This window comes from Streptomyces sp. NPDC059816 (genome assembly GCF_042732055.1).
GTDB lineage: Bacteria > Actinomycetota > Actinomycetes > Streptomycetales > Streptomycetaceae > Streptomyces.
Window position 1 is genome coordinate 215,759 of sequence record NZ_JBHWIQ010000008.1, and the last position, 14,264, is coordinate 230,022.

Below are 14,264 nucleotides of genomic sequence, written 5' to 3' on the forward strand. Positions count from 1 at the left end.
ACTCCTCGACAGCAGTCAATGTAAACGCAACCGTTTACATTGCGCGACCCTAACAGGCGTCACCTCTCGAAGTAAACGCAGCCGTATACTTGACGCATGAGTGCGACGACTGCGGAATCCGCGAAGGGGCGGGGGCGGGGCGGACGGGAGCGCATCCTGGCCGCCGCCGCCCAGCTGTTCGCGACCCACGGCATCAACGCGACCGGCATGGAGCAGGTCGCGGAGGCGGCGCCCGTGTCCAAACGCACGCTCTACGCGCATTTCCGGACCAAGAGCGACCTGGTGATCGCCCATCTCCAGGACCTCACCGCGTCGGGTGCCACTCTGGAAGACGTGCTGAACCGCGAGGACATCCCCCCGCTGGAGCGGATCCTCGGGCTGTTCGACCCCGTGCCGGACGCAACACCGGTACGAGGATGCCCGTTCATCGACGCCGCAGCGGAGTTCCCCGACCCCGAGAGCGCGGTCCACTCCTACGCCCGTGAACAGAAACTGCAGATGGTACGGCTGGTCACCGCGCTGGTGACGGAACTGGGCTGCGACGAACCCGCCGCGCTCGCCGAACAACTGGTCACCCTCGCGGACGGGGCGGCCAGTCGCGCCATGGTGCTCGGCGAAGCGGACTACGGCCGACACGCACGGACGGCAGCGAAGACCCTGCTCGCGCAGGCCCTGCCGAGCACAGCCCGCCGCGGAGGAGCCGACGAGGCCGGTGTCGACGTGTTTCTCGTGTCCGAAGACGAGGCGGTGCCGGCCCTGCCGAAAGCCGGGCCTGTGTGACATCCGCCCCCGCCTGCGCCTTCGTGCTGCGGGTGGACGTCGAGTCCGGGCCGCCGTGCGGGCAGTTGGCCGTCCTGGGCCAGATCGACGGCGACACCGCCGTGTCGGACCGGCACTGGCAGCCGTACCCGGTGGGGTGACCCACGGCCTGGGTCAGGGCGCGAGGGAGCGTGCGAGGCGGAATCCCACGTCGTCGACCCGGAAGGTCGGGTGGCTGCGGCGCCGCGCGGAGGCCCGGCAGCTCCAGTGTTCGTCGAACCAGCCGCCGCCGCGCAGCACCCGGTAGTCGCCGTAGACCTCGGCGTCGTAGACGTCCCAGCACCAGTCCCAGACGTTCCCGAGCATGTCGTGGAAGCCCCACGGGTTGGGCCGTTTGCCACCCGCGTCGTGGAGCTGCTCGTGGGAGTTGCCGCGGTACCAGGCGATCTCGTCGAGGGGTCCGTAGTGCGGTCCGGTCGTACCGGCACGGCAGGCGTGTTCCCACTCGGCTTCGGTCGGCAGCCGGTATCCGCCCGCGGAGGCGTCCCACTCGATGCCTTCGCCGTCGGCGTGGAGGTGGTAGGCGGGGGCGAACCCGTCACGTCGGGACAGGGCGTTGCAGAACCGGACCGCGTCCCACCAGGAAACGCTCTCGACGGGCAGGTGAGTCCCCTGGGCGGTGCTCGGTCGCAGCTCGGTGACCTGCTCGTACAGGGCCTGGGTGACGGGGAGCGCCGCGAGTGCGTAGGGCGCGAGCTCTACCGGCCAGCTGCGCCGCGTCCGCCGGTCCGACAGCGTTACCCGCCCCGACGGGACGGCGATCATCGTTCCTGCGCTCGCGTCCATGGACGGATGATCGCACCGGTGACCGCGACCGACGCGCTCGGGGCGTCAACCGGTCGCGGCCTCCCGTCCGCTATCCGTCGCCACGGGATGCCGGTGTGTCCGCCCGGAGCGGCAGCGGAACGGCGACCTGCCGGGTCCGCATCGCCCGGTGGATGTCGGCGCGGACTGGGTACGCTCCCTCACCGATGCGATGCCAGGCAGGGGGCAGGGGGGGCGGCGGGCAGGGCCCCGACAGCGTCCAGTCAGGTCAGGGGAGTTCGGAGAATCACATGCACCGTGCCGTCGAGGGGTTCGAGGGTGTCGAAAGGTACGAGGGATTCCGTACCGCGGTTCCGGAGTCGCAGGAGTGGGAGGCGTGGCTCGCGTACGCGGACGCGCTGACCGCGGCGGGGGACGCCCGGGGCGAGGCGATCCGGTGCGAGCACCGCTGCGAGACCAGCGGTGGGGACGCGCAGGCGTTGGCCTCGGCGTACGGGCGGGTGGAGCGGCAGTCGGGGCTCGACGGTCTGCGGGCGGACGGTTCCTGGCGGTTCACCTGGTCCCGCGGCTTCATCGACGGGGCTGCGTTCCGCCTCGCGGCGGAGAGCCGATCGCGACGTGGTGCACTGGTGGAACGGCTCCTCGCCGACCTGCCCCACGCCGGGAGTGACGATGCGGCCGATCCCGAGCAGTGGGAAGGGGCCCTGATCGACGTCCTGTTGTCGCACCCGGCCAGCCGCCTGCTGCGCACGCTGGAGCTGCACCTCACCGACTACCACCACTCCGCGGAGCGCGCCGCGGTCGCCCTGGCCCGTCGGCAGCGCCCCCGGCTCGCGACCCTGCGCTTCGGCCACGGCTTCGACATGCTCCTCCAACTGCACACCACGTCGACGGGGAACCGGGTCGAACCCGCGAAGTACCTGCACGACGCCGTGGTTCCCGCTCAGGCGGAGACAGCACTGTGGGAGGCCCTGCCCGCCCTGCGCACGCTGGAGCTCGAAGGGGCTTTCCTGTTCGGCGACGTGGAACACGCGACCCTGACGCACCTACGGACCCGGGGAGCCGTCCTCTCGGACGGCTCCCTGTTCGCGTTCTCGACTCCGGGCCTCGTCTCCCTGGAGGTGGAGATCGGACCGGACGTCCACGGTGTCGTACCGACGAACGCGATCCTCGACGACCTGGAGGCGTCCCGGTACCCGCGGCTGCGGAGCCTCGACCTGAGCCGGGCGTGCTTCGACCCGGACGGGGCGGGCGACTTCGTCGTGCTCGCCGGGTCCTCGGTCCTCCCCCAACTCGAAGAGCTGAGCATCCGGGAGCTGGTGATCGAGCACACGGACACGGACGCGGAGCGGGAGCCGTTGGCCGTCCTCGCCGAACTGGCGCCACGGTTCGCGCACCTCGATCTACGGGTGTGGGGCGACGTCCTCGTCGAGGGCGCCGACGAACGGGACGTCGACCGGATGCTCTCCGCCCTCGGGCTGGGTCAGGACACCGACACCGGGACCGGGGCCGGAACTTCGGCCGGCTGATGCGTGGCCACGGCACGGGGACGGCCGCCCTGCGTACCCTCTTCCCGTGCCAGCCTCACCCCTGCATCGCGTCGCCGTCCTCGTCCTCGAAGGGGCGAAGCCGCTCGACGTCGGCATTCCCGCACAGGTGTTCACCACCCGCGCGAGCATGCCGTACGAGGTGCGGGTGTGCGGCGCGGCGACCGGTCCCGTGGCCGGCGGCGACGGTCTGTCGTACCACGTCGCCCATGACCTCACGGCGCTCGCCTGGGCCGACATCGTCTTCGTGCCCGGCTACCGGTTCCCGGACCGCGAGGACCCGCCACCGGCCGTCGTCGACGCGCTGATCGCCGCCCACGGCCGGGGTGCGCGGCTCGCCGCCATCTCGACGGGTGCCTTCGCGCTCGCCGCCACGGGGCTGCTCGACGGCAAGCGCGCCACGACGCACTGGCACTACACGCGGGCCCTCGCGGCGAAGCGTCCGCTCGTCCGGGTCGACAAGAACGTGCTCTTCGTCGACGAGGGCAGCGTGCTGACCTCGGCCGGTGCCGCCTCGGGCATCGACCTGTGTCTGCACGTCCTGCGCGGCGACCTCGGAGTGGCCGCGTCGAACCACGCGGCCCGGCGCCTGGTCGCGGCCCCCTACCGCAGCGGTGGTCAGGCGCAGTACGTGCCGTACAGCGTGCCCGAGCCGCTCGGCGAGCGCTTCGCCGCCACCCGCGAGTGGGCGTTGCACCGGCTCGGCGAGCCCCTCACCCTCGACGTGCTCGCCCGGCACGCGGCGGTGTCCCCGCGCACGTTCTCGCGGCGCTTCGTCGAGGACACCGGGTACACGCCGATGCAGTGGGTGATGCGCGCCCGCGTCGACGTCGCCCGTGAGCTGCTGGAACGTTCGCAGCGGGGCATCGAGCAGATCGCCGCCGACGCCGGGCTCGGCACCGGTGCGAATCTGCGGCTGCACTTCCAGCGCATCCTCGGCACCACGCCCAGCGAGTACCGGCGCACCTTCGCCCTTGGCGAGTAGCCCACCGCCGACCACCTGGCACGATCCTTGCGGACCGTGGCGATCACGCCGCTGTCACCGACGGGTGCCGGGCGGGAACCTGGTGGGGAACCGAACAAGGGACACCACTCATGACTCGCATCGCCATCAACGGATTCGGCCGCATCGGACGCAACGTGCTGCGCGCCCTGCTCGAACGTGACAGCGATCTGGAGGTCGTCGCCGTCAACGACCTCACGGAGCCCGCCACGCTGGCGCGGCTGCTCGCCTACGACTCGACGGCGGGCCGCCTCGGCCGCCCGGTGACCGTCGACGGGGACGCCCTCGTCGTGGACGGTCGGCGGATCACGGTGCTCGCCGAGCGCGAACCGGGACGGCTGCCGTGGGCCGAGCTCGGCGTCGACATCGTGCTGGAGGCGACCGGCCGCTTCACCTCGGCCACGGCCGCCCGCGCCCACCTCGACGCGGGCGCCAAGCGGGTCCTGGTCAGTGCGCCGGCGGCCGGCGCGGACGTCACGCTCGCGTTCGGGGTCAACACCGACGCGTACGACCCGGCCGTGCACACGATCGTCTCGAACGCCTCGTGCACGACCAATGCGCTCGCCCCGCTGGCCAAGGTGCTCGACGACCTCGCCGGCATCGAGCACGGCTTCATGACGACGGTGCACGCCTACACGCAGGAGCAGAACCTCCAGGACGGTCCGCACCGCGACGCCCGCCGGGCCCGCGCCGCCGGCGTGAACATCGTGCCGACCACGACGGGCGCCGCCAAGGCGATCGGCCTGGTCCTGCCGAACCTCGACGGGAAGCTGTCCGGGGACTCGATCCGCGTACCGGTTCCGGTGGGTTCGATCGTCGAACTCAACACGACCGTCGCCCGGGACGTGACGCGCGAGGACGTGTTGGCGGCGTACCGGGACGCGGCGCGGGGGCCGCTCGCCGGTGTGCTGGAGTACTCGGACGACCCGCTCGTGTCGTCCGACATCGTCGGCAACCCCGCCTCGGCCGTCTTCGACTCGGCGCTGACCCGCGTCGAAGGCCGTCACATCAAGGTGGTCGCCTGGTACGACAACGAGTGGGGCTTCTCGAACCGCGTGATCGACACGCTCTCGCTGCTCGCCACCGACTGACCCGGCCCGTCATCGCAAGGACACGCCGGCGTCCGGGCATCCAGACGTCCGGGCGTCCAGGCGTCCAGGTGGGGCTCAGACGTCCCGGCGGCGCACCACGAGCACCGCGACGACCACCGCCACCGTGGCCCACGCGCCGTACACGGTCCACGCCTCGGCGACGGTCAGCGGGTACTTGCCCGGGTGGCGCCACCGTTCCGGGTTCGTCACCAGGCGCATCCAGGCGCTGAGCGGCATGGCGTTGCCGATCTCCTTGACCCAGCGGTAGCGCTCGCCCCGGAAGAACGCCGGCAGCAGGAGCAGCAGGGCGATGACGGTGACGACGGAGCCGGCGGCGTGCCGGACGGTCGCGCCCACCGCCATGCCGACCAGCGCGCACAACGGGGCGACCAGGGCGGCGGCGACCACGGCGCGCAGGGCGCCCGGGCTGCCCAGCGACAGGCCGCCGTGGTCCCGTAGCAGCATCTGGGTGAGGCCGAAGGAGGCGCCGGAGACGAGCGCGCCGAGGACCAGCATGACCGCCGACACCACGGTCACCTTGGCGGCGATCACCGCACGCCGGTCGGGGACGGCGGCGAAGGTGGTCCGGATCAGTCCGCTGGAGTACTCGCCGAAGACCGTGATCGCGCCCACCGCCGCGGCGATGATCATCAACAGCTGCCAGGCGGGATCGACGAACGCCGTGGCGAGCGGATCGAACAGCATCTCGGGGTGGGCCGACGCCTCCGGCGGCGGCTCCGGCTGGTGCGTCAGCCGGTCCGCGTTGGACACGGCGGAGTTCACGTTGATGCCGATCACGGTCAGCGCGCCGACGCCGAGCACCCCGCGGGTGGAGCGCAGCGACCAGAGTTTGATCCACTCGGCGGCCAGCAGGTGCCGGAACCGGGCCGGCGCCGGGGCGGGGGCCGCGGGGCGGGCGGCGGCGCGGTCGAGGACGGGGGGCGTCGTCATCGGGGGGCTCCTGCGGCGTATTGGACGCTCTGTGCGGTGAGTTCCATGAACGCCTGCTCCAGGGAGGCCGTGTGGGGGCTGAGTTCGTGCAGCCGCACCCCGTGCGCGAAGGCGAGTTCACCGATGCGGTCCGCGGGCAGACCGGTCACCGTGTACGCCCCGTCGGGCTCCGCCCGTACCGTCGCCCCCGCGTCCGTCAACGGCCCGGACAGGTCGTCCGCGTCGGGCGTGCGGATGCTCACCCGGAGCCGGGTGCTGCGGGCAGCGAAGTCCCGTAGGCCCTCCGCTGCGATCAGCCGGCCGCGGCCGATGACGATCAGTTCCTCGGCGGTCTGCTCCATCTCCCGCATCAGATGGCTGGAGACGAGCACGGTGCGGCCCTCGTCCGCCCGTTGCTTGAAGAAGGTGCGCACCCAGCGCACGCCCTCCGGGTCGAGGCCGTTGAGCGGCTCGTCGAAGAGCAGGACGGGGGGATCGCCGAGCAGCGCGGCGGCGATGCCGAGCCGTTGTTTCATGCCCAGCGAGAACCCCCCGATCCGACGTCCGGCCGCCCCGGCCAGGCCCACCTCGGCCAGTACCTCCGTAACCCGGTGGCGGGGCAGTCCGTTGCCGACCGCCAGTGCCGTCAGATGGGCGCGGGCGGTGCACCCGCCGTGCACGTCGTGGGCGTCGAGGAGGGCGCCGACGTGCCGCAGACCACGGGGCCGGTCGCCGAACGGCTGCCCGTCGACGGTGACGGTGCCGTCGGAGGGCCGGTTCAGCCCGAGGACCATCCGCAGCGTGGTGGTCTTCCCGGCACCGTTCGGGCCGAGGAATCCGGTCACCACCCCGGGGCGGACGGTGAACGACAGCCGGTCGACGGCGGTGGTCGCGCCGTAGCGCTTGGTGAGTTCGATTGCTTCGATCACGGTGTCCACGCTGCCGGGTCGGGTCCCGTCCGGGCATCGGGCCGTCGGCCACGAGCGGCACGGCCCCGGTGGCCCCCGGGCGTACGCCCGCAGGCGCAGTGGGCAGGACGTCACCCGGGTGCGGGGCGGCCGGCAACTTGCCGTGAAGATCGTTCTGTTGGAGGGTGGGGCATGCCCAATCCACCGACGTACGTCCTGGTCCACGGGGCCTTCGCCAACTCGTTCTCGTTCGCGCCGCTCCAAGCCGAACTCGCCCTGCTCGGCCATCGATCGGCCGCGGTGGACCTCCCGGGGCACGGGTTCGAGGCGACCTACCCCGCGGCCTACCAGGCGCCCCAGGACCTCGACGCCCTCGCCGTGGCACCGGGGCGCATCAAGGGCGCCACCCTCGCCGACAACGCGGCCCGCGTGATCGACGCCCTCGAACGGGCCAAGCGGCACGGGCCCACCGTCCTCGTCGGCCACAGCCGGGGCGGCATCACGATCACCGCCGTCGCCAACGCCCGGCCCGAGCTGATCGACCGGATCGTCTACGTCAGCGCCTGGTGCCCGGTCGAGCTGGACGTGGGCGACTACTACGCCGAGCCGGAGATGGCGGGCGTCGATCCGGGGGCCCTCGCCCCCGCGTTCGTCGGGAATCCGGCCGAACTCGGGCTGCTCCGCTGCAACTTCCGCACCGCCGACCCGGCCGTGCTGGCCGCGTTCCGGCGGGCGACCGCCGCCGACCTCACCGATGACGAGTTCCTGAACTTCCTGAACACCTTCCAGCCCGACGAGAGCCTCGACGCCGGCACGTCGGCCGACCGGGCACGGGCCGCGACCTGGGGCCGGGTTCCCCGGACCTATGTGCGGCTGGCCGCCGACACCAGCATTCCGCTCGCCATGCAGGACCGGATGATCCGCGAAGGGGACGCCCTCACGCCCGACAACCCCTTCGAGGTCCGGACCCTCGAAGGGAGCCATCTGCGCTGGCTCGCCCACCCGCGGCCCGCTGCGCAGCTGTTGGCGGACCTGGCGGCGCACTGACGCCCGCTCCGGCACGGTGCCGCCCCGGCCCCGGACCGCGGCGCCGGGACACCGGGGCCTGGCGGGCGCTGACCGCACTGCTGCACGCGGGCGTGCGGTTCCACAAGAGCTGCTGCGGCGGGCCGGGTTGGCGACCCCGCGCCCTGCCCGAGGTACGGGAGCGGCTGGTGCACGCCCGCCGCACCGGCGAACCGGCCGCCGACGCGCTCCTGCGGCGCGAGCTGCCCCGAGCGGTCCGCGGCCCGCACCGCCGGACCGGCCGGGGCGCGGTCAGCTCCGGGGGAACTGGCTGGTGATCGTCGGGTCGGTGATCGCCGTGTCATCGGCGAGCAGCACGGCCTTGGAGAGGATCAGCGCGAGCCTGCGGTCCCCCTCGAACGGGAGGTACCCGGGGTCGGGGGCGGACCCGGCGCCGCCCTGGACGATGCACAGATAGGTGTCGCCGGGCACCATCAGGACGTTGGCCGACCCGAGATGGATCTTGTACGTGCGCTGGTCGCCCCGGACGTGCAGGTAGCGGCCCTCGACCGAGCAGCGGTCGGCGATCGCCAGCCGGGGGAGCAGCCGCGCCAGTACGGCTCGACGGGTGTCGGCGGCACCGTCCAACTCGCCGAAGCCGTAGGAGGTCCAGTACTCGTGGAAGTGGCCGCCGGGCCCGCCGTCCGCCCAGGTCGGGTCGTTGCCGATGCTGGTGACGCCGACGAACAGGTCGACGTCCCGCAGCACTTCGCTCAGCACCAGTTCGGGCACCTCGGTCAGGGGCACGGGGTCGGTCTGCGGTGCGCCGGGCCTGTGCACCTGCTGGTAGGCGCCGCCGCCGGCGTACGCGTAGTTGCGCGGGGCGTCGGCGGGGTAGAAGCGGACCTGGTCGGTGCGCAGCCGCAGGTAGGTGCCCGAATCGGATTGGTCCCGGCCCAGGTCGCTGGTGTCGGGTTCGATCCAGTACTCGGCGCGCAGTCCCCATTCGGGGAGCAGCCGTTCGGCGGGCGGGCACGCGTCGTCGACGGGGAGGCGCAGCGTGTTGCGCCAGCCCCGGACCGCGGTCAGGGAGTGGAACTGGTGCTGGCGCAGGTAGTGCCCGGCGAAGCGGTTGGAGTACGTGCCCGTGGTGCGTTCGGCGGGGGTCAGCGGATACACCTCGCGGTGCGCCTGCTTGAACGGCTGGGTCACCGCGAGCCGTTCGAGGCGGTCCTGCCAGGCGGTGACCTCCGCGGGCTCGCGTCGGACGGGGTGCCACAACCGCACCTCGGCGTCCGGTCCGGGCTCCACGGGGTGGCCCTCGACGGTGCGCAGCCCGGACGCCGGGGTGGCGTCGGGGTCGCCGGGGGCGGTGCCGTGGGCCACGGGGACGTCGTCGACGGTCCAGATCAGGCGCCGGGCGAGCGTCCCGACCACGGGGTGGTCCAGGTACCGGGCGCGCCACTGGTGATGGACCCAGCTGCGGCGGGCGAGGAACTGGCGGTCCAGCCGTTCGGCCTGGGCGCTCAGCATCCGGTCGACGTCCTTGGCGAGCGCCCGTAGCTCCTTCACCCGCTCCGGATGGTCGCGCCGGACCGCCGCCGGAGCGGTCTTGACCTGCTTGCCCGCAGCGTTGCGCCAGGTCAGCCGGGCGCGGGTGCCCTCGACGGCCAGCAGCGCGGAGGCGTCCCCCAGGGCGTGCTCGGCGCGGCCGACCTCGGTCAGTCCGTAGGAGGGGACGGCGAGTTCCTCGATCTCCTCGCGGCCCAGCCCGAGCGCGGCGGCCCGTGCGGTGAGGACGCCGTCGAGGACCTTCACGGTCGGTTTGTGGACGACCCGGGTACGGAGCCGGGCGAGCTCGGCGAGGGCCTCCTCGCCCTCCGTACGGGCGAGGGCGTGGATCGCGGCGGTCGCGGTCCTGGGACTGCGGGCGCCCGTCCCGGAGACCTTGCGCAGGGCGCCCGCGACCAGGGCGCCGAGGGTCCGCGGCACGTCCGGGTGCGGGGGCAGCAACGGGAGCATCCAGGCCAGACCGCGCAGGGCGTCGATGTTGAAGGCGTCGTAGAGCTCGTTGGCCTGCTGCTGGTACCAGCTGGCCTGGAGGGGCAGCGTCCGTGGGCGGCCCACCCGGGCCAGCCAGTCGAGGAGGGCGCTGCGCACGGTGTCCGGGTCGCCCGCTGCGGCGAGCACCGCACGGGCGCCCCGGTCCCACCTGGCCGACGGCTTCGAGGACGTGGCGGTCAGGGCGTGGGCGAGCACCGGACGGGGGTCGAACCGCTGCTCGGCCATGGCACGGTCCGCCCACGCCTCGCCGACGTTGAGCACCGGCTCGGTCAGGGTGGCGGCGAACGCGCCGTCGTAGTTCTCGTAGTACACGGGGATGGACGCCGCGGTCCGCCGGACCGACGCGATGGTGGCCGCCGTGAACTCCCGTCCCTCGACGCGTTCCTGTTCGAGGAGGGGGTACTGGGGCACGGCCTGGCTGATCTCGTGGCGCTCCCCCATCTCGGCCACCGCCGCGGCGCGTTCAGCGGGCAGCGGGGGGTCCGGCAGGCCCGCGCCGACGACGGCGATCAACCACAGCACGTCCGCCGGCGAATCCTCACGATGGCGCGGGCGGCGGGGGCGGCGGTCGGACGGGGCGGTCTCCTCGTGCCAACGGTCCACCAGCGCGGCGAGGATCGCCCGGCGGGGCGGCTCGGGGAGCCGGGTGAAGGCCCCGGCCCACCTGCGGAACCCCTCGTGGGCCATGGGGCCCTCCCGGGGGGAGCGCAGCAGGTGGTCGGCCGCGGCGCGGTGGTCGCCCGCCAGGAGGTAGTCGGCCGTCACCGGTCCCAGGAGTCGCTTCCACTCCTCGCGCAGCAAGCCGTACGGCGCCGGGTGCGCGTTCAACTGTCCGTCCACGGCTGTCATCCCCCCACCAGCGGTACGAGCGTCAGGAAGGTGATCTCGGTGCCGGAGGGGAGGGGGATCTCCTCGTCCAACTCCGTGATCTGGCGGTCGTCGACGAGCACCAGCAGGCCGTTGCCCTCGAACGCCCGCAGGGCCCGTTCGGTCTGCGCCCCCGGGTCCACCCGCTGTCCCGGCTCCACCTCCCGCGGCCGCACCAGGCCGCGGAACCGCACGCCACTGCCCGCGTGGTACTCCGCCACCTCCTGGTGGACCCGTCTACGGATCAACTCGCGCAACGCCAAACGGTCTTCGGCGACGTCCAGCCCCCGGCCGCCGTCCCTGTCCCCTGAGGTCGTCTCGTCGACGATCGTCACCCTTCCCATGCCGTCGACAGTAGGACCGGGCACTGACAGCGGGGTCGCGCACGGCGGCGGTCAGGCGGAGCGGCGGCCGACGAAGTCGCAGAGTCCGTGCAGCGCGCGGCGCGCGGCCAGCGGCGGCAACGCGGTGAGGGTGTCACGGGCCCGGTCCAGCCGTTCGTACATCACCGAGGCCGCCCGGGCGGGCGCCGGGGAGCGTCCGAAGAGCTCCAGCGCGCGGCGGTGCGCGGCGGGGTCCGAGGTGGGTCCGGCCGCGAGGAGGGCGCGCAGTTCCTCGTCCCCGGGCTCGTCGCCGGCCAGGGCGAGGACGACGGGCAGGCTCGGCACGCCGGCGAGCAGGTCCTTGCCCTGTTCCTTGCCGGTGACCTCGGTGGGTGAGGCGAGGTCCAACAGGTCGTCGGCGATCTGGAACGCGATGCCGATGTGTTCGCCGAACTCGGTCAGCGCCGTGACGCACGGGGCGGGCGCTTCGGCCTGGACGGCGCCCAGGCCCAACGACATGGACAGCAGCGCGGCCGTCTTGCCGAGGGCCACGCGGAAGTAGTGCTCGACCGGGTCCTCGTCGGGCGCCGGCCCGGTCAGCTCGCGCAGTTGCCCCGCCACCAGTCGGGCCGCGGCCTGCGCGTTGAGGTGGACGGCCGCGGCACCGAGGTCCGCGGCGAGCTGCACGGAGCGGGCCAGCAGCCAGTCCCCGCCCAGGACTGCGGCCCGTTGGCCCCAGCGGGCGTTGGCGCTGGGGACGCCGTGCCGGGTGCGGGCCGCGTCCATCACGTCGTCGTGGTAGAGCGAGGAGAGGTGGACGAGTTCCGCGATGACGGCGGCCTGGGTGATCCCCTCCCGCGCCGGGTCGCCGAACTCGGCACCGAGCAGGACGAGGAGGGGGCGCAGGCGCTTGCCGCCGGCCGCGGCGAGGTGGCCGGTGAGGGTGGCGATGCGGGGGTCCGCGGCGCCCTGCGCGCAGCTCTGGAGTTCCTGTTCCGCGGTGTCCAACGCCCGGTGTATTCGGTGTTCGAAGTCCGGCGCGGCCAGTTCCAGGCGGTTCAGGATGCCGTGGGAGTCCGGGTGCTCCGCATCGGATATCAGCTGGGGTAGGGGTGCCTCACACGTCTGATGGGCCTTCACGGGGGTACCTCTCTGTCGCGCCGACGGGGTGTCGAACGCGGGGTTCGTTCCACTCCCGTTCCGTATCCACCTGCCCCCAACGTAAGCGGTTGCGCTGTCCAGCGTCGGTACGAGGGGGTTCTGGGGGTTCGTTGTCCCCTGCGGGTGCGTGGGGGTTGCTCGCGCCGTTCCCCGCGCCCCTTCGGGGCGGTTCCCTGCGGGTGCGTTGTCCCCTGCGGGTGCGTGGGGGTTGCTCGCGCCCCTATCGGGGCCCGTGTCGGGCGGACTGCGACGGTGAGGGGCGCGGGGAACTGCGTAGGACGGATGCCCATCACCCTCACTGATTGTGGACGTCGTCCCTGCCTACGCGGGGCCTAGATCACCGAAGCGCCCCCACTCGAATCGGGGGCACTTCTGCGTTACGCGACAGTGAGGGCGGCGCTCGCTGTTCGCGGCAGTCGTACTCTCGGAGTATGGACACTGGGGAGAAAGTCAAGCGGCTCCGCAAGCTTCGAGGTTTGAGTCAGCGGGAGCTTGCCGAAGCGTCCGGAGTGCCGCTAGTTACCATCAAGTCGCTGGAGCAGGGGAAGTCCCGCACCGCGCGAATGGAAACGCTGCGGAAACTAGCGGTTTCGCTCCGCACGACCACCATGCGTCTGGCGGAGGGGTCCAGCGCGGCTGAGCCCACGAGCGAGGGACCACGGTGGGCTGCCGTCGCGCGGAGTGTGCAGGGCGTTCCTCGTGAGCCGGACATGGGCAACGATCAACCCACGATCGAGGGCGTCAGAAGGGCTCTCTCGTCAGGCGTCGACCTGTTCGGCGAACACCGGTTTGAAGAGCTGTCACGGGTGCTGCCGCTCATCCTTCGGGATGCTGAGGGGCTGGGAGGCGAGGGGCGGCAAGTCAGGCTCCGTGCGCTCCAACTGACTGCGGGGGCCTTGGTCCACACTCGCCAATTCGACGTAGCGGAAGTAGCCATTCAACGCGCGCTGAATGAAGCAACGGACCGTCTTGAGTGCGCTCCCATCATCAGCACGCAGCACTGGCTTCTCATGAGGACGGGACAGCTGGACGGGGCGCTCGACCTGGCGGAGCGGTGGGCAGATGAGGTGGAGCCGCGAATTTCGCGCGCCACGGTTACGGAACTGTGCACGTGGGGACGGCTACTGCTGCGAGTAGCCGCAGCCGCGGTGAGGAACAACAACAGTGGGCAGGCCGACCACGCACTGAGGCTCGCTCGGGGCGTAGCGGCGACGCTCGGTAGGGAGTGCCGAGTCGAGACTGAGAATTTGAGCACTTTCGGACCGACGACGGTCCGAATCAAGGGCACCGAGCATGCGGTTATCGCCGACCGGCCTGATGTGGTGTTGCGGATGGCTGAGAACATGCCGGTCTACTCGGTGAAACCGTCGGCATCGAGTCGGCGTCGCCACCGGCTAGACGTTGCGTGCGCGCACGCGAAGCTTGGGCAGCACAGCGAAGCGGTAGCCGAACTGCGAAATCTTCAGCGGGTCGCTCCGGAATGGCTGCGGCTTCAGCAATACGCACGGGACATCGTGGGACTGGTGGTCGAAGGTCGACGGACACTGACCCCGGAAATGCGCGAGGTGGCACGCGCAGTACGGTTCGAGCGCTGAACTATCCCTTCGCTCGGTCGGGTCCGTGAAGGGATAACGACAGAGTGACGCCCGCTTCCTAACGTGGAGTCATCACCACGCAAAAGGAGGTGGGCTTTGTCGATGCAGGAACCGAAGCGGTACATCGGCGCTTTGGTGGAACTTGATCTTGACGGGTGGCTTATGGAGGGGCGGCCCGTCGAGGAA

The 14,264-nt window shown here is 72.1% G+C and carries 14 protein-coding genes; 8 read left to right on the forward strand and 6 right to left on the reverse strand.

The window, feature by feature from the left end:
- Positions 1-96: 96 nt before the first annotated feature.
- Both ACFV88_RS13805 and ACFV88_RS13810 read left to right on the forward strand, forming a co-directional pair.
- A complete protein-coding gene (locus ACFV88_RS13805; protein WP_385489931.1) occupies positions 97-780 on the forward strand; it encodes a TetR/AcrR family transcriptional regulator in 684 nt (227 codons plus the stop codon).
- On the forward strand, positions 777-920 hold the full coding sequence (locus ACFV88_RS13810; protein ID WP_385489933.1) for a hypothetical protein: 144 nt from the start codon (positions 777-779) through the stop codon (positions 918-920). Before ACFV88_RS13805 ends, ACFV88_RS13810 begins: the two co-directional genes overlap by 4 nt.
- Before the next feature lie 13 nt (positions 921-933).
- Here ACFV88_RS13810 and ACFV88_RS13815 read toward each other — a convergent pair whose 3' ends face one another.
- Complete coding sequence (locus tag ACFV88_RS13815; RefSeq protein WP_385489936.1) at positions 934-1,605, reverse strand: formylglycine-generating enzyme family protein; 672 nt, start codon at positions 1,603-1,605, stop codon at positions 934-936.
- 269 nt (positions 1,606-1,874) lie between these two features.
- Here ACFV88_RS13815 and ACFV88_RS13820 point away from each other — a divergent pair, with 269 nt between their 5' ends.
- The 3 genes from ACFV88_RS13820 to gap all read left to right on the forward strand — a co-directional run bounded on the left by ACFV88_RS13820 (position 1,875) and on the right by gap (position 5,225).
- Positions 1,875-3,113, forward strand: coding sequence for a hypothetical protein (locus ACFV88_RS13820; RefSeq protein ID WP_385489939.1), 1,239 nt, complete (start codon positions 1,875-1,877; stop codon positions 3,111-3,113).
- 46 nt (positions 3,114-3,159) lie between these two features.
- Entirely contained in the window at positions 3,160-4,116 is a 957-nt protein-coding gene (locus tag ACFV88_RS13825) for a GlxA family transcriptional regulator (protein WP_385489942.1), read from the forward strand.
- A 110-nt stretch (positions 4,117-4,226) separates the two neighbouring features.
- The gene (gap, locus tag ACFV88_RS13830) at positions 4,227-5,225 is read left to right on the forward strand and encodes a type I glyceraldehyde-3-phosphate dehydrogenase (protein ID WP_385489945.1); all 999 of its coding nucleotides are present in this window, start codon (positions 4,227-4,229) and stop codon (positions 5,223-5,225) included.
- 75 nt (positions 5,226-5,300) lie between these two features.
- Here gap and ACFV88_RS13835 read toward each other — a convergent pair whose 3' ends face one another.
- Positions 5,301-6,176: an ABC transporter permease gene (locus ACFV88_RS13835; RefSeq protein WP_385489948.1), complete on the reverse strand. Its 876-nt coding sequence runs from the start codon at positions 6,174-6,176 to the stop codon at positions 5,301-5,303.
- The gene (locus tag ACFV88_RS13840; RefSeq protein ID WP_385489950.1) at positions 6,173-7,084 is read right to left on the reverse strand and encodes an ATP-binding cassette domain-containing protein; all 912 of its coding nucleotides are present in this window, start codon (positions 7,082-7,084) and stop codon (positions 6,173-6,175) included. Before ACFV88_RS13840 ends, ACFV88_RS13835 begins: the two co-directional genes overlap by 4 nt.
- A gap of 171 nt (positions 7,085-7,255) precedes the next feature.
- Between ACFV88_RS13840 and ACFV88_RS13845 the strand changes: the two genes are divergently transcribed.
- Both ACFV88_RS13845 and ACFV88_RS13850 read left to right on the forward strand, forming a co-directional pair.
- The gene (locus tag ACFV88_RS13845) at positions 7,256-8,110 is read left to right on the forward strand and encodes an alpha/beta fold hydrolase (protein ID WP_385489952.1); all 855 of its coding nucleotides are present in this window, start codon (positions 7,256-7,258) and stop codon (positions 8,108-8,110) included.
- Positions 8,053-8,406, forward strand: coding sequence for a hypothetical protein (locus ACFV88_RS13850; protein WP_385490189.1), 354 nt, complete (start codon positions 8,053-8,055; stop codon positions 8,404-8,406). The genes ACFV88_RS13845 and ACFV88_RS13850 overlap by 58 nt, the downstream gene beginning before the upstream one ends.
- Here the strand turns inward: ACFV88_RS13850 and ACFV88_RS13855 are convergent.
- From ACFV88_RS13855 to ACFV88_RS13865, 3 genes are read right to left on the reverse strand one after another with little or no spacing between them, the layout of a single operon-like run.
- Positions 8,381-10,981: a DUF4132 domain-containing protein gene (locus ACFV88_RS13855; RefSeq protein WP_385489955.1), complete on the reverse strand. Its 2,601-nt coding sequence runs from the start codon at positions 10,979-10,981 to the stop codon at positions 8,381-8,383. The genes ACFV88_RS13850 and ACFV88_RS13855 overlap by 26 nt on opposite strands.
- Positions 10,978-11,343 (reverse strand): hypothetical protein, encoded by a 366-nt coding sequence (locus ACFV88_RS13860; protein ID WP_385489958.1) that lies wholly within the window; start codon positions 11,341-11,343, stop codon positions 10,978-10,980. Before ACFV88_RS13860 ends, ACFV88_RS13855 begins: the two co-directional genes overlap by 4 nt.
- Before the next feature lie 51 nt (positions 11,344-11,394).
- Positions 11,395-12,462 carry a polyprenyl synthetase family protein gene (locus ACFV88_RS13865; protein WP_385489960.1) on the reverse strand — a complete coding sequence of 356 codons (1,068 nt, stop codon included), beginning with the start codon at positions 12,460-12,462 and terminating at the stop codon, positions 11,395-11,397.
- Between the two features lie 452 nt (positions 12,463-12,914).
- Between ACFV88_RS13865 and ACFV88_RS13870 the strand changes: the two genes are divergently transcribed.
- Positions 12,915-14,078 (forward strand): helix-turn-helix domain-containing protein, encoded by a 1,164-nt coding sequence (locus ACFV88_RS13870; RefSeq protein WP_385489963.1) that lies wholly within the window; start codon positions 12,915-12,917, stop codon positions 14,076-14,078.
- Positions 14,079-14,264 lie beyond the last annotated feature (186 nt).